At 56.5% G+C, this 17,483-nt stretch carries 12 protein-coding genes; 1 reads left to right on the top strand and 11 read right to left on the bottom strand.

The genetic code is table 11. The features are described 5' to 3' along the window. Positions 1-38: 38 nt before the first annotated feature. From QDI87_RS10975 to QDI87_RS10955, 5 genes are all read right to left on the bottom strand, one after another. Positions 39-1,451 carry a glycoside-pentoside-hexuronide (GPH):cation symporter gene (locus QDI87_RS10975; RefSeq protein WP_036377403.1) on the bottom strand — a complete coding sequence of 471 codons (1,413 nt, stop codon included), beginning with the start codon at positions 1,449-1,451 and terminating at the stop codon, positions 39-41. 39 nt (positions 1,452-1,490) lie between these two features. Next, on the bottom strand, positions 1,491-2,096 hold the full coding sequence (locus QDI87_RS10970) for an AAA family ATPase (RefSeq protein WP_036377401.1): 606 nt from the start codon (positions 2,094-2,096) through the stop codon (positions 1,491-1,493). A 364-nt stretch (positions 2,097-2,460) separates the two neighbouring features. Continuing rightward, positions 2,461-2,925, bottom strand: a complete 465-nt coding sequence (gene tnpA, locus QDI87_RS10965; protein ID WP_055161056.1) for an IS200/IS605 family transposase — start codon at positions 2,923-2,925, stop codon at positions 2,461-2,463. A gap of 195 nt (positions 2,926-3,120) precedes the next feature. Further along, positions 3,121-5,076, bottom strand: coding sequence for a molecular chaperone HtpG (gene htpG, locus QDI87_RS10960; protein WP_036377397.1), 1,956 nt, complete (start codon positions 5,074-5,076; stop codon positions 3,121-3,123). A 170-nt stretch (positions 5,077-5,246) separates the two neighbouring features. Then, positions 5,247-5,573 (bottom strand): diaminopimelate epimerase, encoded by a 327-nt coding sequence (locus tag QDI87_RS10955; protein WP_255240792.1) that lies wholly within the window; start codon positions 5,571-5,573, stop codon positions 5,247-5,249. A gap of 126 nt (positions 5,574-5,699) precedes the next feature. On the opposite strand from QDI87_RS10955, the gene QDI87_RS10950 reads away from it, so the two are divergent. Beyond that, entirely contained in the window at positions 5,700-6,590 is an 891-nt protein-coding gene (locus QDI87_RS10950) for a helix-turn-helix transcriptional regulator (protein ID WP_070099891.1), read from the top strand. Here QDI87_RS10950 and QDI87_RS10945 read toward each other — a convergent pair. The 6 genes from QDI87_RS10945 to rplA all read right to left on the bottom strand — a co-directional run bounded on the left by QDI87_RS10945 (position 6,551) and on the right by rplA (position 17,450). Next, the gene (locus QDI87_RS10945) at positions 6,551-7,396 is read right to left on the bottom strand and encodes an Mrp/NBP35 family ATP-binding protein (RefSeq protein WP_278743306.1); all 846 of its coding nucleotides are present in this window, start codon (positions 7,394-7,396) and stop codon (positions 6,551-6,553) included. The two genes, QDI87_RS10950 and QDI87_RS10945, sit on opposite strands and share 40 nt — an antisense overlap. A gap of 113 nt (positions 7,397-7,509) precedes the next feature. Further along, the gene (gene rpoC, locus QDI87_RS10940) at positions 7,510-11,556 is read right to left on the bottom strand and encodes a DNA-directed RNA polymerase subunit beta' (RefSeq protein WP_278743305.1); all 4,047 of its coding nucleotides are present in this window, start codon (positions 11,554-11,556) and stop codon (positions 7,510-7,512) included. A gap of 18 nt (positions 11,557-11,574) precedes the next feature. Further along, complete coding sequence (rpoB, locus tag QDI87_RS10935) at positions 11,575-15,297, bottom strand: DNA-directed RNA polymerase subunit beta (protein WP_226868208.1); 3,723 nt, start codon at positions 15,295-15,297, stop codon at positions 11,575-11,577. Positions 15,298-15,566: 269 nt separating this feature from the next. Next, positions 15,567-15,935, bottom strand: coding sequence for a 50S ribosomal protein L7/L12 (gene rplL, locus QDI87_RS10930; RefSeq protein WP_036377387.1), 369 nt, complete (start codon positions 15,933-15,935; stop codon positions 15,567-15,569). Between the two features lie 91 nt (positions 15,936-16,026). Continuing rightward, on the bottom strand, positions 16,027-16,566 hold the full coding sequence (rplJ, locus tag QDI87_RS10925) for a 50S ribosomal protein L10 (protein ID WP_005839126.1): 540 nt from the start codon (positions 16,564-16,566) through the stop codon (positions 16,027-16,029). A gap of 203 nt (positions 16,567-16,769) precedes the next feature. Next, a complete protein-coding gene (rplA, locus tag QDI87_RS10920) occupies positions 16,770-17,450 on the bottom strand; it encodes a 50S ribosomal protein L1 (RefSeq protein ID WP_036377385.1) in 681 nt (226 codons plus the stop codon). Positions 17,451-17,483: the final 33 nt, after the last annotated feature.

Raw genomic sequence — 17,483 nt, 5'->3', positions numbered from 1 at the left:
CATGGATGCCATCGACGACGCTGTTCATTTTTAACACATTATTTGCTGAGGTCTTCCCATTTCTCCTCGAGTTCGCGGACGATGCGCGCATGCTCTGCCTCCGTCAGCGTTACCTTTGCACGATAGATGAAGGAAGCGATGACCATGAGGACGATCGGAGCTGCGAACATGACGATCTGGAAATGGAAGAGCGCGTCCGGCTTGATGTCAGCAGCGGAAGCACCGCCCGTCATGCCGACCCAGACAGCAACGAGGCCGATGATGCCGCTCGAGACAGCACCAGCGAATTTATCGACGAGAGGACGTACGCAGAGGCAGACAGCTTCATCGCGATGGCCGATCTTGAGCTGGCCATACTCGACGGAGTCCGTAATCGTCATGAGGACGACGAGGAAGACGAGCGGCTGCGGCAGAGCGAAGAGGCCTGCGCCGATGAGTGCCATCGTGACATTCGTGCCGGAACCAGCATAGATGAGGAGCGCAACGAGCATGATGGCAATGGAAGCGAAGAAGAGCTTGCGGCGGCTGAACTTAGCCGTCAGAGCCGGGAACAGGGCAACAGCGATAAGGCCGATGACTGTGTTGATGACACCGAGGATGGAGAATTTCGTAGCATCACCGATGACGTAGATGAAGTAGTAGAGGTTGAAGTTGTTGACGATGTTGATGCCGATACCATAGACGAGGTAAGCGATAGCCGTCCACATGAGCTGATCGTTCTGCGTCAGGACCTTGAATACGTCTTTTGCAGAAGTCTCCGTCTTGTTCTCACGCAGTGCAGATTCCTGCTCGTGCGTGCCGAGGCCGAGGATGATGGCGCCGAGCGTTGCGATACCGCCGCCGACGCAGGCAAATGCGAACCAACCAGTCGGGTCACCAGCACCGCCGTTCTGGTTCAGTGAGAAGTAGAGGACAACCGGCATGACGATGACCGTGACGAGGTTGGCACCGAAGACGGAACCGATACGGGCAATCGTAGCCGTGATATCGCGTTCATGCGAATCGAAGGAAAGAGCCGGAATCATGGACCAGATAGCAACGTCTTTCGCGCTGTAGAAGATATCCATGATGAAGTATACGATGGCGAAGAGGATCAGGTAGAGCGTCGGATTCGTGACCGTCAGGCCGCCGAAGTCCGTGAACAGGAAAGCCAGCGTGATGGCTGCGACAAAGGCGCCGACGATGACCCATGGTTTGAAGCGGCCCCAACGCGTCTTCGTCTTATCGATCAAGTTGCCGATGAACGGATCGACGAAGAGCTCGAGGATACGGAGCACGAGGATAATCGTCGTGACAATGCCGATCATGTAAGCATCATGGCTCGGGTTGTCCGAGTGGAACAGGTTACTCGTGACAAAAATCATGAAGTAGGTACCGATCATGGCATAGAACACGTCATGACCGAACGTGCCGCACGCATAGCAGATGCGCTGCAGTAATTTGCTATTCATTATGAATGCCTCCCCTAATGAATCCCCAGTGATGATAGGTTATGCTTTGACCTTGTTGATGTAAGCGATGATGCCGTCGGCAACCTCTTCGAGCGAAGCGCCCTTGCTCGTGTTGACGACGAGGTCGTAGTTCGCGCCGTCGCCCCACGTGCGGCCCGTGTAGTAGTTGTAGTAGCGGGCGCGCTTCTCGTTCTCGCGGTTGAGCTCCTTGAGGCTCTTGCCTTCGTAGATCGTCTGGCCGCGCTTCTCGCGGAACTCATCATCTGCGCAGACGAAGATATCGAAGTGGTTGTCGTTGTTGCGCAGTGCGTAGTCAGCGCAGCGGCCGAGGAAGATGCACGAGCCATCCTCTGCAATCTTGCGGATGACGGCGGACTCGCTCATGAACATGCCCTGGCTCGATTCGCCCATGTGCGTACCGAACGAATGGAACGGGATGAAACTCATCGAGAGCGGCTTGACCGTGTTCTCCATCTCGAGCAGCTCGTCTTCGCTAAGGTCGTGGATGCCGAGCTTTGCCGCTGCCAGATGTACGAGCTGGCGATCGTAGAGCTTGATGCCGAGCTTCTCGGCGAGGATGCCGGCCAGCTCACGTCCGCCCGCGCCATACTGACGGCTGATCGTGATGACGAGATTCTCTTTCATAGTAGATTTCCCCTTTCAAAGTGTAAACGTTTTCTCTTTCGATAAGACAGCTTTCCCCAACAAGGGCAGGATCCGAAATGATTGAGATGAGTTCTCTTGATAACCTTGTTGTCTTTTCTTTCGCAAGTAGCAAACGTTTTCTTTTGTTTACAGTTAGTATTATACGCTATTAAATAATAAAAAGCAAGAGGATTTTCAGGGATTTTTACTTTTTTATCTGTTTTCTAAATTGTAGTTGCAATTCGTCGTTTTGGGGGCAAAATAAATATCCCCCGGCATAGCCGGGGGTTTTATATTTACGGCCTTATAAGGCCTCTGCTTACCAGCTGCGCTTAAAAGCGCTTGTCGGTCCGTCATACGCTTACTATTTCCGGCTACCCGTAAACGGGTCTGTCATATCCAGTACCAACTGTTCCGACATGTAATCTTCCTTCAGCTGGTTCTGAATGTATTCCGTTATTTTCTTTTCGTTCTTGCCTACCGTACTTACATAGTACCCTCGACACCAAAAGCTTCGATTTCTATATTTGTACTTCATATTCCCCCATTTCTCGTAAATCATCAAACTGCTCTTCCCCTTCAAAAAGCCCATAAAATTAGACACGCTAATCTTTGGCGGTACCTCAACTAAAATATGGATGTGGTCAGGACAGGCCTCGGCTTCTAACAAGTTCACCTGTTTCCACCGACACAGTTCCCTTAAGATTTGACCAATCTCGTACCGCTTCTGACCATAAAAGACCTTTCTTCTGTATTTAGGGGCAAATACAATATGATATTTACACTCCCATTTTGTATGTGATAAACTATGTACATCGTGATCTTTCATTACGATATACCTCCTTTGTCGTATTGGTTGCAGTTGACGGACCGCAACTTCATACTTCAAGGGAGGTTTATTAAATCCTTTAAAGACTCATCGCTAAAGCTTTATCGAGCCCCTGGTCTAACCAGGGGTTTTCTATATACAAAAAGGAGAGATAGGGTAAACGTATACCCTATCTCTCCTATCAAGAATGACAATTTATTTTGCCATGAGTTTGGCCACTTTATTGGCAAAATCGACCGGATTCTCCGGCAGGATGCCCTCGATCAGCAAGGCCTGCGTGTAAAGGAGATCGCAGTAATCCTTGAAGTCCTGGCTGTCTTTGCCTGCCTCGTGGATCTCCTTGAGGCGGCTGAAGAGCTCGTGATGCGGGTTGATCTCAAGGATGCGCTGTGCCTTGAACATCGGGTTCTTCATCTGAGAGAACGCCTGCTCCATCGCGAGCGACGGACCCGCTTCGTCAGCGACGAGGCAGACAGCGCTGGACTTGAGCCTCGAGGATACCTTGACGTCCTCGACCTTGTCGCCGAGCGCTTCCTTGATATCCTTCATGAGGTCGCTGTTGTCCTTCTGGATCTCCTCCGTCTCCTTCTTGACCTCCTGGCTCTCCGCATCGTCGAGGCCGAGGTCACCGCGGCTGATGGAGTGGAACGGCTTCTCCTCGTACTGGTGGATCGTCTCGATGGCGAATTCATCGACCGGGTCGAGCAGGTAGAGCACCTCGATGCCCTTGTCGCGCAGCGTCTCCATCTGCGGCAGCTGCTCGATTGTCTCCTTGTCCTTGGCCGTCGCGTAGTAGATCTTCTTCTGGCTCTCCGGCATGCGCTCGACGTATTCCTTGAGCGTGACGAGCTTGCCCTCCTTCGAGCTCAGGAAGAGGATGAGGTCCTTGAGCTTGTCGACCGTATCCGAGCCGCTGTAGATGCTGTTGTAGATGCCAATCTTGAGTGACTTGCCGTACTCGTTCCAGAATTTCTCGTACCACTCGCGGTCATTCTTGAGCTTGCGCGACAGCGTCTTGAGGATGTTCTTCTCGAGAGCACGGCCGATGGCCTTGAGCTCGCGGCTCTGCTGCAGGAGCTCACGCGAGATGTTCAGCGAGAGATCCGGCGAGTCGACAAGGCCCTTCATGAAGCGCAGGTAGTCCGGCAGCAGGTCCTTGCACTTGTCCATGATGAAGACATGGCGGCTGTAGAGCTGCAGGCCCGGCTCGTAGTCCGTCTGGTAGAGGTTGAACGGCGCATGCGCCGGGATGGCCAAGAGTGCCGTATACTCGACCGTTCCCTCTGCCTTCGTGTGGAAGACCTCCATCGGGTCCTCCCACTCGTGGAACTGGTGCTTGAAGAACTCGTTATACTCTTCCTTCTTGATCTCCGACTTGTTCTTCGTCCAGAGCGGCTGCATGGAGTTCAGCGTGCGCGTCTCGACCTTCTTGATCTTGTCGGCACCCTCGATCTCCTTGCCGTCCTTGTCCTTCGGTGTCTCCTCGAAGGTGAAGTCCATCTTGATCGGGTAGCGGACGTAGTCGCTGTACTTCTTGACGAGGCGCTCGAGCTCGTAGTTGTCCGTGAAGTCCTGCTCGGCTTCCTTGCCGCAGAACGCATCCTTGAGGTGCAGCGTGATGGCCGTGCCGCGCTCCGCCTTCTCGCACTCCTCAATGGTGTAGGAGCCGTCTGCATTCGACTCCCACTTCCAGGCCTGCTTCTCGCCTGCCTTGCGCGTCACGATCGTCACATGGTCCGCGACCATGAAGGCCGAGTAGAAGCCGACGCCGAACTGGCCGATCATCTCTTTGTCCGTCAGGTCCTTGTTCTCCTCTTTCGCCTTCTTGAGCTGCTCAAGGAAAGCCTTCGTGCCGGACTTCGCGATCGTGCCGATGTTCTCGATGAGCTCATCACGGTTCATGCCGATGCCGTTGTCGGCGATCGTCAGCGTGTGCTGCTCTGCATCCGGCGTCAGGAATATCTGGAAGGCCTCATCGCCTTCGAGCAGGCTGCGGTCTGTCAGGCTCTCGAAATGCGCTTTATCGATTGCATCCGATGCATTGGAGATGAGCTCGCGCAGGAAGATCTCGTGATTCGTGTAGATGGAATGAATCATGAGGTCGAGCAGCTGCTTTGTCTCCGCTTGGAATTCATGTGTTTCTTTTGCCATGGAAATCTGCCTCTCTTTATCTAGGATTGTTATATGCACAGATAGGTGTTAGCACTCATAGTCTCCGAGTGCTAACGTACAGGTATTAATATACACCATAAACAACAAAAAGTCAAAGATATTCCATAAAAAAAGAGCCACCGCTCTCGCAATGACTCCTGACAATCCACTCAGCAGGCAGCTGCCATCTTTGCACGATCAGCCTGGCGCATCCTCTGCACAAAGGAATCCGTCAAGTGGACTTCAAAGTCTTCCTTGACCTTGGCGAGTGCTGCATAATCGCTTTCCTGCATCTCCTGCTCCTCCCCGTCTGCCGTGAAGGCCTTGAACGAGGGAATCTCCTCGCTGCCCGTGAAGACGAGAACGCGGTCAGCACCGACGCCGAAGCGGCGATGTGCGAGCAGCCGGATGGCTGCTGCTCCCGGCATGAATCCCGTCGTGCCATCCATTACCATATATTCCTGTTTCTCTACCTGATAGATTCGAACGATCATCATACCGGTCACCCTTTCTTTCTTGCTTGCGATGGCTCTATTATAGCAGTCATCGATATGCAAGAAAATCACAAAATATGCTTTATATATTGCAAAAAGTGTCCTATGATAGAAGCAGGAGGTGTTTTGATGCAAACGTATCCCAAAAAGGGCTATCTGAGCAGCGACTTCCGCGTCTTCCACCTGCACGACAGGAAGCTGCGCGATATCCCCTTTCACTACCACGATTTCCATAAGATCATCCTGTTTCTCGGCGGCCATGTCGACTACATCATCGAGGGCAAGACATATCACCTGCGGCCAAACGACATTGTCTTTGTCACGGCTGGCGAGATCCATCGGCCGGTCTTCCTCGACGATGAAGCGGCATACGAGCGCATCGTCATCTACATCGCGCCGGACTTCCTGCGGCGCCTCGACACACGCGCGAAGCTCTCCCAGTGCTTCACGGAGGCCAGGGAACACGGCAGCGTCATGCATCAGCTGCCGAACCGCAGCCATGACCTGCTCTTCCACATGGACAAGCTCGAAAAAACAGCCCATGGCGAGGGTTTCGCCAATGGGCTGTACACAGAGATCCTCTTTATTGAATTCTTGATCCTGCTCAACCGCAGCCTCGGGGACCACGAGCTCAAGACCTTGGACGCCGTCTCATACGACCCCAAGATCCAGGAAGTGCTCACCTATATCAACGAGCATCTCGCGGACGACCTCTCGATCGCGGTGCTCGCGGGCCACGTCTTCCTGAGCCGCTATTACCTCATGAAGAAGTTCAAAGCCGATACAGGTTACAGCTTGCATGCCTACATCCGCAACAAGCGTCTGCTCTTCGCGCGCGACCAGCTCCGCACAGGAAAGTCCGTCACCGAGATCAGCCATCTTGCAGGCTTCCGCGATTACTCGACATTCTCACGAGCCTTCCATGCGCTCTTCCACTGCTCGCCCAAGGAATGGCGTGCCAGTCACGAGCCTGCCGGATATCACTCCGATGCTTTCTCCTCGCGGTCGAGCAGCTTCTGAACGGCGTCTTGCATGTGCGTGTCGGCGACCGTCTCGATCTGGCCAGCATCACACTTAGCGGCGAGCTGCGGCTCGATGGGGATGCGCGCGAGCACATCGAGGCCGTACGACTTCGCGATCTCTTCGATGTGGCTGTGGCCGAAAATCTCGTGGCGCTTGCCGCAGTCGGAGCACTCGAAGTAGCTCATGTTCTCGACGAGGCCGAGAATTGGCACCTTCATGCCCTCGGCCATCTTGACGGCCTTCTCGACGATCATCGAGACGAGCTCCTGCGGGCTCGTGACGATGATGATGCCATCGAGCTTGATGGACTGCATGACTGTCAGCGGCACATCGCCCGTTCCCGGCGGCATGTCAACAAACAGGTAATCGATGTCCTCCCAGATGAAGTCGTGCCAGAACTGCTTGACGACACCACTGATGATCGGGCCACGCCAGACGACGGGGTCCGTCGAGTTCTCGAGCAGGAGATTCATGCTGACGACCTCGATGCCGCCGGCCGTGCGCACCGGATAGGCACCAGCCTGGTTGCCGCGCACTTCGCCCTTCGTGCCGAACATCTTCGGGATGGACGGGCCCGTGATATCGGCATCGAGGATGCCCGTGTGCTTGCCCTTGCGGCTCATGGCCACCGACATCAGCCCTGTGACGAGCGATTTGCCGACGCCGCCCTTGCCGCTGACGACAGCGATGACGTGGCGGATTGTGCTGAGCTCGTTCGGCGCTTCGTGGAAGTCCTTCTTGCGTGTGTCCTGGCCACAGGTTGTCCCGCAGGAGCCGCAGTCATGGTTGCATGTTTCTGACATAGTGATACCTCCAGACTATATCGCTTAGTATTTCTCAATCCTATCATTGATAATGCAAAAACCCTCCCCGCAAGAGCGGGGAAGGTTTTATTTTTGTTGTTGGGGTTCTTGGATTATGCGCCCGTGTTTTCCGTCGTAGCTTCCGTCTCAACCGTCTCAACTGTCTCAGCTGATTCAGCGGACTCTTCTGGAGCAGCGACAGGAGCTTCTTCCACCGGCTTCGGGTCGTTATCGATGACCTTGAGGTTGCGATAACGGCTCATGCCCGTACCAGCCGGGATGAGCTTGCCGATGATGACGTTCTCCTTGAGGCCAATGAGCGGATCGACCTTGCCCTTGATGGCAGCATCCGTCAGGACACGCGTCGTCTCCTGGAATGATGCAGCCGAGAGGAAGGAATCCGTGGCCAGAGAAGCCTTCGTGATGCCGAGCAGGATCGGCTTGGCGACAGCCGGCTCGCCGTCCTCCTCGATGGCCTTGGTGTTGGCCGTCTCGAAGGCATTGATGTCGATGTACTCGCCCGGCAGGAAATCCGTCGTACCGGACTCCTCGATCTTCACCTTGTGGAGCATCTGGCGGACCATGACCTCGATGTGCTTGTCGTTGATCTCAACACCCTGGGATTTGTATACCTTCTGTACTTCGTACACGAGGTAGCGCTGCGTAGCCTGCAGGCCGCAGACGCGCAGAATGTCGTGCGGGTTGACCGAACCCTCAGTGAGCTTGTCACCCGGCATGAGGTGCATGCCCTGCTTGACGTGCATGCGTGCGCCGTACGGGATGGCATACTCGCGCGCCTGGCCCTCGCTCGGATGGATCGTGACCTTGCGCATGCCCTTGCCCGTATCCTCGACCTCGGCATCGCCTTCAATCTCTGCGATGATGGCGTGATGCTTCGGCTTGCGTGCCTCGAAGAGCTCTTCGACACGCGGAAGACCCTGGGTGATATCGTCACCAGCGACACCGCCGGAATGGAACGTACGCATCGTGAGCTGCGTGCCCGGCTCGCCGATGGACTGTGCGGCAATCGTACCGACAGCCTCGCCGATCTCGACCTCTGCCTGGTTGGCGAGGTCGCGGCCGTAGCACTTGACGCAGACGCCGAACTGCGATTTGCAGGTCAGGACGCTGCGGATGGAAACGCGGTCGCGCACCTTCTCGATGCGCTTTGCAAGGGCCTCGTCGACCATGTCGTTGATGGAAGCGATGCGTTCGCCCGTCTCCGGATCGTCGATGTTCTCGGCGAGGAAGCGGCCGACAATACGCTCTGCCAGCGACTCGATGATGCCGTCGCCTTCCTTGATGGCTTCGACTTCGATGCCGCGGACATTGTTGTTGCGGATGTGGATCTCCTTGGCATCGCTGTCCAGGATATCCTGGATGCTCTGCTGCGTGAGTTTCTCGCCCGCCTCAAAGACAACCGTGCCGTCGAGAGCGACGACGTCGTGCGTGACTTCCTTGCCATTCATCTCCTGGAAGATGGCCTGACGCGTCTTCTCACGCTCCTTCTCATCCGGTTCGCCGAGCGTGACGACTTCCGTGATCATCGCATTGGAGAGCGAAGCCTCCGATGCGAGCGAGGAGCCGCGGACCATGATCTCGTGGACATTCTTCTCGCCGATCGTCGTGAGTTTCTCTTCGTCGAGGATCGTGTCTCTCGGGAAGAGGACTTCCTTCGTCTCCGGATCGAGCACGTCGGCGCCGAGCAGACGGCCCATGAGGCTGTCGTTGAGCAGCTCGAGGGCATCGAATGTTGAGGCCGTCAGGCGTGCGCGCGCCTGGACGAGGTTCAGCGTCGAGACATCGCAGTCCTCTTCGCGGACGATGACATCCTGCGCGACATCGACGAGACGGCGCGTGAGGTAACCCGAGTCAGCCGTACGCAGTGCCGTATCGGCCAGACCCTTGCGGGCACCGTGCGAAGAAATGAAGTAATCGGATACCGACAGGCCCTCGCGGAAGTTTGCCGTGATCGGCAGGTCGATGATCTTACCAGACGGATCAGCCATGAGGCCGCGCATGCCGGCGAGCTGACGCATCTGCTGCTTGTTACCGCGGGCACCGGAGTCCGCCATCATGAAGATCGGGTTGAAGGCGTCCATGTTGTCCATCATGGCGTCTGCGACATCGTCCGTAGCCTTCGACCAGAGAGCGACGACCTTGTGGTAGCGCTCGTCCTCGGTGATAAGACCGCGATCGTACTGGCGCTCGACCTTGTTGACGATCTTCTGCGTATCGCCGATGATGACTTTCTTCTTCGGCGGCACGATGACGTCGGAGATGGCGACCGTCATGCCGGCGATGCAGGCATAATGGTAACCGAGGTTCTTGACGCCGTCGATGACTTCTGCCGTCTTCGTCGCGCCAAAGTGGTTATAGCAGTTGGCAACGAGTTTGCCAAGCTCTTTCTTGTTCATGAGGATGCCGAGCTTCCACTCGTCACTGCCCTTGTCCTGATGGTAGTAACGGAGCTCCGGCGGCAGGATCTCGTTGAAGATCATGCGGCCGAGAGATGTGCGCACGAGGCCATAGCCTTCGATGCGGCAGCGGATCTCCGCCTGCAGCTCGAGGTCGTGCTGCTGATAAGCGAGCAGTGCCTCAGCGATACCCGTGACGACCATGCCCTCGCCCTTGGCGCCTGGCTTGAGGATCGTCAGGTAGTAGGAACCGAGAACCATATCCTGCGTCGGGACGATGATTGGCTTGCCGTCCTTCGGTGCGAGGATGTGGTTGGCTGCGAGCATCAGGATGCGCGCCTCAGCCTGTGCCTCGGCCGACAGCGGCAGATGGATAGCCATCTGGTCACCATCGAAGTCGGCGTTGTAGGCCGTGCAGGCCAGCGGATGGAGCTTCAGTGCATGACCTTCCGTCAGGACCGGCTCAAAGGCCTGGATGCCGAGACGATGCAGCGTCGGAGCACGGTTCAGGAGAACCGGATGCTCCTTGATGACGTCCTCGAGGACATCCCAGACCTCTGGGCGTGCGCGCTCGACCATGCGCTTTGCACTCTTGATGTTGTGCGCAGCACCCGAAGCGACGAGCTTCTTCATGACAAACGGCTTGAAGAGCTCGAGTGCCATGACTTTCGGCAGGCCGCACTGATGCAGCTTGAGTTCCGGGCCGACGACGATAACGGAACGGCCCGAATAGTCGACGCGCTTGCCGAGCAGGTTCTGACGGAAGCGGCCCTGCTTGCCCTTGAGCATGTCCGAAAGGGACTTCAGGGGGCGGTTGCCCGGGCCCGTGACCGGACGGCCACGGCGGCCGTTATCGATCAGGGCGTCGACTGCTTCCTGCAGCATGCGCTTCTCGTTGCGCACGATGATGTCCGGCGCACCGAGGTCCAGGAGGCGCTTGAGGCGGTTGTTGCGGTTGATGACGCGGCGGTAGAGATCGTTGAGATCCGAGGTCGCGAAGCGGCCGCCATCGAGCTGTACCATCGGGCGCAGGTCCGGCGGGATGACCGGGACGACATCGAGGATCATCCAGGACGGCTTATTGCCCGACTTGCGGAATGCCTCAACGACTTCCAGGCGGCGGATGGCGCGGACCTTCTTCTGGCCGGAAGCCGTGCGGACTTCCTTGCGCAGGACTTCGCTCATGCGATCGAGGTCGAGTTCCTCGAGGAGCTCTTTGATGGCCTCAGCGCCCATGCCGACGCGGAAGGTATTGCCGTACTTCTCGAGCGCTTCATGGTAGTCCTTCTCAGAGAGCAGGCTCTTCTTCGTCAGATCCGTCTCGCCCGGATCGAGCACGATGTAGTAGGCAAAGTAGAGAACTTTCTCGAGGGCGCGTGGCGAGATATCGAGAATCAGGCCCATGCGGCTCGGGATGCCCTTGAAGTACCAGATATGGGAGACCGGAGCGGCGAGTTCGATATGGCCCATGCGCTCACGGCGGACTTTCGCCCGCGTCACCTCGACGCCGCAGCGATCGCAGATGATGCCCTTATAACGGATGCGCTTGTACTTGCCGCAATGACATTCCCAGTCACGCGTCGGTCCGAAAATGCGCTCGCAGAACAGGCCGTCACGCTCTGGCTTGAGCGTGCGGTAGTTGATCGTCTCCGGCTTCTTGACTTCGCCGTAGGACCACTCCCGGATCTTGTCCGGGGATGCAAGCCCGATGCGCATCGAATCAAAATTATTTACATCCAGCAAAGAGATGACACTCCCTTCTTATTTCTCATCTTCTCCATCATCGGACGGATCTACGATCGAACCGAGGCTGCCGATATCGGCGATGATGTCATCCGGCTTCTCGTCGTCGGACGGAGCACCCTCGTCGTAGTGGTCAGCGGCATCAGCCTTCGCAGCGGCGTCCTCGCCCTTCGTCGGGTCAACGCCTGCTACATCGAGATCGAGGTTCTTTGCTTTTTCGTTGATGTTCTCATCATCGTCATCGTCGTCCTGGATCGTGATTTCCTTAGCATCCTCGTTGAGGACCTTGATGTCAAGACCGATGGACTGGAGCTCTTTGATGAGGACCTTGAAGGATTCCGGAACGCCCGGCTCTGGGATATTCTCGCCCTTGACGATGGCCTCGTACGCCTTGACACGGCCGACGACATCGTCAGACTTGACCGTCAGGATCTCCTGCAGCGTGTAAGCGGCGCCGTATGCCTCGAGTGCCCAGACCTCCATCTCGCCGAAGCGCTGGCCGCCGAACTGTGCTTTACCACCGAGCGGCTGCTGCGTGACGAGGGAGTACGGGCCTGTGGAACGAGCGTGGATCTTATCGTCGACGAGGTGATGCAGCTTGAGGAAGTACGTGCAGCCGACGGTTACGCGGTTCTCAAACGGCTCACCCGTGCGGCCATCGTAGAGGACGGTCTTGCCGTCGACCGGCAGGCCAGCAGCCTTGATGGTGCCGAATACCTCTTCATCGCTCGCACCGTCGAAGACAGGCGTCGCGATGTGCAGGCCAGCGACATCCGGCTTCGGCATGCCGAGGCGGTCGACGTCGTAGCCGAGGTCGCGCAGGCGCTGCTCGATCGTCGGATTGTGCTCCTTGATCTGCTTGCCGATCTCGAGGACAGCACGGCCGAGGTGTGCCTCGAGGATCTGACCGATATTCATGCGGGACGGGACGCCCAGCGGGTTCAGGACGATGTCGACCGGCGTGCCGTCCGGCAGGAACGGCATGTCTTCCTGGCGCATGATGCGCGAGACGACACCCTTGTTGCCGTGACGGCCTGCCATCTTATCGCCGACCGAGATCTTGCGCTTCTGGGCGATGTAGACGCGGACGAGGCGGTTGACGCCTGGCGGCAGCTCATCGTTGTTCTCGCGGCTGAAGATCTTGACGTCGACGATCTTGCCCTGCTCGCCGTGCGGGACGCGCAGCGACGTGTCGCGGACCTCGCGTGCCTTCTCGCCGAAGATGGCACGCAGCAGGCGCTCCTCTGCCGTGAGCTCCGTCTCGCCTTTCGGCGTGACCTTGCCGACGAGGATATCGCCAGGACGGACGTCGGCACCGATCGAGATAATGCCTTCTTCATCGAGGTCCTTGAGGGCTTCTTCAGCGACATTCGGGATGTCGCGCGTGATCTCCTCAGGGCCGAGTTTCGTATCACGCGCATCGCACTCGTATTCCTCGATGTGGATGGACGTGTAGATATCGCGCTTGACGAGGTTCTCGGAGAGCAGGACAGCATCCTCGTAGTTGTAGCCTTCCCAAGGCATGTACGCAACGATGATGTTGTAGCCGAGTGCAAGTTCGCCGTGGTCCGTTGCCGGGCCGTCAGCGATTGGTTGTTTCTCCTCTACTTCGTCGCCTTTATAGACAATCGGGACCTGGTTGATGCAGGTGCCCTGGTTGGAACGCAGGAATTTCTGCAGTTTGTAGTGGTCGAGTTCACCACTCTCCGTGCGGACGTCGATGTAATCCGCCGTGACTTCCTCGACGACGCCGGCGCGCTTAGCGAGTACCATGACGCCCGAGTCGCAGGCAGCCTTGTACTCCATGCCCGTGCCGACGAGCGGAGCCTGCGTGCGCAGAAGAGGAACGGCCTGGCGCTGCATGTTCGCACCCATGAGGGCACGGTTCGCATCGTCGTTCTCGAGGAATGGGATCATCGTCGTCGCGATCGAGAAGACCTGGCGCGGGCTGACGTCCATGTAGTCGACCGTCTCTCGCGTGTGCAGGCCCGTCTCTTCGTTGAAACGCGCCGTGACGCGCTCGTTGACGAACCACTCGTTCTCGTCGAGCGGCTCGTTGGCCTGTGCGATGACGAGCTCGTCCTCTTCATCGGCCGTCAGGTAGCGGACTTCGTCCGTCACGCGGTGGTTCTCCTTGTCGACGCGGCGGTACGGCGTCTCCATGAAGCCGAACTGGTTGACGCGCGCATACGTGGCCAGAGAACCGATGAGGCCGATATTCGGGCCTTCTGGGGACTCGACTGGGCACATGCGGCCGTAGTGGGAGTTGTGGACATCGCGGACTTCGAAGCCTGCGCGCTCACGGGAAAGACCGCCCGGGCCGAGAGCCGAGAGACGGCGCTTATGCGTGAGCTCGGACAGCGGGTTGTGCTGGTCCATGAACTGCGAGAGCTGGGAGGAACCAAAGAATTCCTTGACAGCAGCAACGACAGGACGGATGTTGATGAGTGCCTGCGGCGTGATGACATCGACATCCTGGATCGTCATGCGTTCGCGGACGACGCGCTCCATGCGTGAGAGGCCGATGCGGAACTGATTCTGCAGCAGTTCACCGACGGCGCGGACGCGGCGGTTACCGAGGTGGTCGATATCATCCGTCGTGCCGAAGCCATCCATGAGGTTGAGCAGATAGCTGATCGAAGCGAGGATATCGTTCTTCGTGATCGTGCGGTCGTGGATGTCAAGCGTCGGCGAGCAGAGCAGGCGGACCTTCGTGCCATCCTTCTTGAGCAGGAACAGCGTGATGAGGTTGCCCTCACCGAAGAGCTGCTTCTCGCGCTCGACATCGACAGCATCGAGCATGTCTTCCGTGACGACTTCGCCCTGCGGGATGACGATCTCGCCCGTCTCGTGGTCGACAATCGGCTCTGCGAGGACCTTGCCGAGGATGCGGCGCTTCCAGCCGAGCTTCTTCGTCAGCTTGTAGCGGCCGACCGTAGCGAGGTCGTAGCGCTTCGGATCGAAGAACAGCGAATTGAGGAGCTGCGTCGCATTGTCCTCATTCGCCGGCTCGCCCGGACGCAGGCGCTTGTAGATCTCGATGACAGCCTTGCCCTGCGACTTGACATCCTCGCCATCACGCTCGATCGTGTTGAGCATGCGAGGATCGTCGCCGAAGAGCTCGATGATCTTCTCATCCGTATCGAAACCGAGTGCGCGGATGAAATACGTTACGGGCATCTTGCGCGTGCGGTCGATGCGGACGGATACGACGTCATTCGTATCCGTCTCGAGCTCGATCCACGCACCACGGTTCGGGATCACCGTTGCATTGTAGAGGTGCTTGCCGGTCGGATCGATCTCCTCGCCGTAGTAGGCGCCCGGAGAGCGAACGAGCTGGCTGACGATGACACGCTCTGCACCATTGATGATGAACGTACCCGTATCGGTCATAAGCGGGAAATCGCCCATGAAGACTTCCTGCTCTTTGATTTCGCCTGTCTCGCGATTGATGAGGCGGACATTCACCCGAAGAGGTGCTGCCAGCGTCACATCGCGTTCCTTGCACTCGTCGAGATCGTACTTCGGCTCGCCGAGCGAGAAGCTCTCGAAGGACAAGACCAGATTTCCGGAGAAATCCTGGATTGGTGAGATATCATGGAAAATCTCCTGCAGTCCTTTATCGAGGAACCACTGGTAACTGTTCCGCTGAATGTCCAGCAGATGCGGCATCTCCATGACCTCTTTGATTCTGGCATAGCTATACCTGGTTCGTTTGCCCACCGGCACAGGATTAAACATTAAATCCTTCACCCCTTAGCCTGATTTTACTAGAATGTTTTTTGAAAGATAGAGAAATAACACAAATAGATGCGGAATCATAGAACAAGAAAAAAACAAGGTCAGCTTATTTTTTTGCACCTTGCTTCCGTTCCTTTCCACATACGCATAGTTATCCCTATTCAATTTCCTGTAGTTTAACACTATACCATAGCTTGACTTGACTGTCAAGTCAGGTGCATAAAAAAAAAGACCGTCCTTGCGGACGGTCCCATATTCAGCAAACTGAATTACTTCAGCTCAACCGTAGCGCCAGCCTCTTCGAGCTTAGCCTTGAGGGCATCAGCATCAGCCTTGGAGACGTTCTCCTTGACCGGAGCCGGAGCGCCATCAACGAGAGCCTTAGCTTCCTTCAGGCCGAGGCCCGTAGCTTCACGGACAGCCTTGATGACGTTGATCTTCTTGTCGCCAACAGCGGAGAGAACGACCGTGAACTCAGTCTTCTCTTCAGCAGCAGCGCCAGCAGCAGCGCCAGCAGCAGCAACTGCAACCGGAGCAGCAGCGCTAACGCCGAACTTGTCTTCCATAGCCTTTACGAGCTCGGACAGCTCGAGGACAGTCATGTTTTCAATGGCTTCCATGATTTCTTCTTTAGTCATTTGATTTTCCTCCAATGTTTTGTTATTTTCGATTTGAATTCTTCGTGTTTATTTCTTAACCCCTCAGGCGGCCTGAGCCTCCTGAATGGAATTAAGCGGACTCTTTCTGCGAGCGGATTGCGTCAAGCACATAGACCGCATTGCGGATAACGCCCTGCAGAACGTTGACCGTGTTGGAAATCGGTGCGTTCATGCTGCCAAGCAGCTTGGCAATGAGTTCCTCGCGGGACGGCAGAGCTGCGAGAGCTTTGACCTCGTCGACACCGATGACCTTGCCTTCGACCATACCGACTTTGACCGTCAGTACCTCAGCATCCTCGAGCTTGTTCTTCTTGATGAAGCCGCAGATGACCTTTGCCGGAGCAACAGCATCCTCCGTGGAGAATGCGAAAGCCGTCGTGCCCTCGAGGTGCTCTTCGATGCCTTCGATACCTGCCTCTTTGGCAGCGATGCGGAGCATCGTGTTCTTTACGACATGATAGGAAACGCCAGCCTCGCGGAGTTCGCGACGTAGTTCCGTATCCTGTGCAACCGTAAGACCCTTGTAGCTCGTGAGCACGACGCCCTTAGCGGACTCGAGCTGCTCCTTGAGCTGAGCGACAACAGCCTGTTTAGCGGAAGTAACACCCATTCTATTACACCTCCTGTCTTCTTGGATTTTAAAACAGATCAAAAAACCTCCGGCTGTCCGCCGGAGGTCACATTTTCTAAGTTAGGTGACTCCGGCCTCGGCAGGCGACATGATCGTCGTTAGATGATGAAATATCAAACCTGCTGTCTACAGCCTTCGATATGCGATTGGAGACCGGAGTCTCGCCTGATCCTCAGAGCGGCTTAGAGCTGAACCGGTACGCCCGGGCCCATCGTGGCGCTAACCGTGATGGAGCGGATGTACTGGCCCTTTGCAGCAGCCGGCTTAACGCGGATCAGTGTATCAATCAGGGCCTGGAAGTTCTGCTGAAGCTTCTCAGCGTCGAAAGATGCCTTGCCAATCGGGCAATGGACATTACCGGCCTTATCGGTGCGGTATTCGACTTTACCTGCTTTAATCTCGCTGATTGCCTTCGTGAGATCCATCGTTACCGTACCGAGTTTCGGGTTCGGCATGAGGCCGCGAGGGCCGAGGATCTTACCGAGACGACCAACCGTACCCATCATATCCGGCGTAGCAACAGCGACATCGAAGTCGAGCCAGCCACCCTGGATCTTCTGGACGATTTCATCGGAGCCAACGAAGTCTGCACCTGCAGCCTCTGCCTCCTTGACTTTCTCGCCTTTTGCAAAGACGAGGACGCGCTTGGATTTACCCGTGCCATGCGGCAGGACCATAGCGCCGCGGACCTGCTGATCAGCATACTTCGGATCAACGCCGAGGCGGACGTGCAGCTCGATCGTCTCATCGAACTTCTTCGTAGCCGTCTTCTTGACGAGTTCCATTGCTTCAGCGGCCGTGTAAAGCTTGCCAGCCTCTACGAGCTTGGCAGCTTCCTGATATTTCTTACCAGCTTTAGCCATTTGTGTTGTTCTCCTTTTTGTGGTTATAACGGT

Source organism: Mitsuokella jalaludinii, from assembly GCF_928722185.1.
Taxonomy (GTDB): Bacteria; Bacillota; Negativicutes; order Selenomonadales; family Selenomonadaceae; genus Mitsuokella; species Mitsuokella jalaludinii.
The sequence above is the reverse complement of the archived record's forward strand: the minus strand, read 5'-3'. Positions and strand labels throughout refer to the sequence as shown.

Excerpts from the sequence above, each read along its gene's own strand:
- QDI87_RS10975 (WP_036377403.1), bottom strand. The coding sequence starts at position 1,451 with ATGAATAGCAAATTACTGCAGCGCATCTGCTATGCGTGCGGCACGTTC.
- QDI87_RS10970 (WP_036377401.1), bottom strand. The coding sequence starts at position 2,096 with ATGAAAGAGAATCTCGTCATCACGATCAGCCGTCAGTATGGCGCGGGC.
- tnpA (WP_055161056.1), bottom strand. The coding sequence starts at position 2,925 with ATGAAAGATCACGATGTACATAGTTTATCACATACAAAATGGGAGTGT.
- htpG (WP_036377397.1), bottom strand. The coding sequence starts at position 5,076 with ATGGCAAAAGAAACACATGAATTCCAAGCGGAGACAAAGCAGCTGCTC.
- QDI87_RS10955 (WP_255240792.1), bottom strand. The coding sequence starts at position 5,573 with ATGATGATCGTTCGAATCTATCAGGTAGAGAAACAGGAATATATGGTA.
- QDI87_RS10950 (WP_070099891.1), top strand. The coding sequence starts at position 5,700 with ATGCAAACGTATCCCAAAAAGGGCTATCTGAGCAGCGACTTCCGCGTC.
- QDI87_RS10945 (WP_278743306.1), bottom strand. The coding sequence starts at position 7,396 with ATGTCAGAAACATGCAACCATGACTGCGGCTCCTGCGGGACAACCTGT.
- rpoB (WP_226868208.1), bottom strand. The coding sequence starts at position 15,297 with ATGTTTAATCCTGTGCCGGTGGGCAAACGAACCAGGTATAGCTATGCC.
- rplL (WP_036377387.1), bottom strand. The coding sequence starts at position 15,935 with ATGACTAAAGAAGAAATCATGGAAGCCATTGAAAACATGACTGTCCTC.
- rplJ (WP_005839126.1), bottom strand. The coding sequence starts at position 16,566 with ATGGGTGTTACTTCCGCTAAACAGGCTGTTGTCGCTCAGCTCAAGGAG.
- rplA (WP_036377385.1), bottom strand. The coding sequence starts at position 17,450 with ATGGCTAAAGCTGGTAAGAAATATCAGGAAGCTGCCAAGCTCGTAGAG.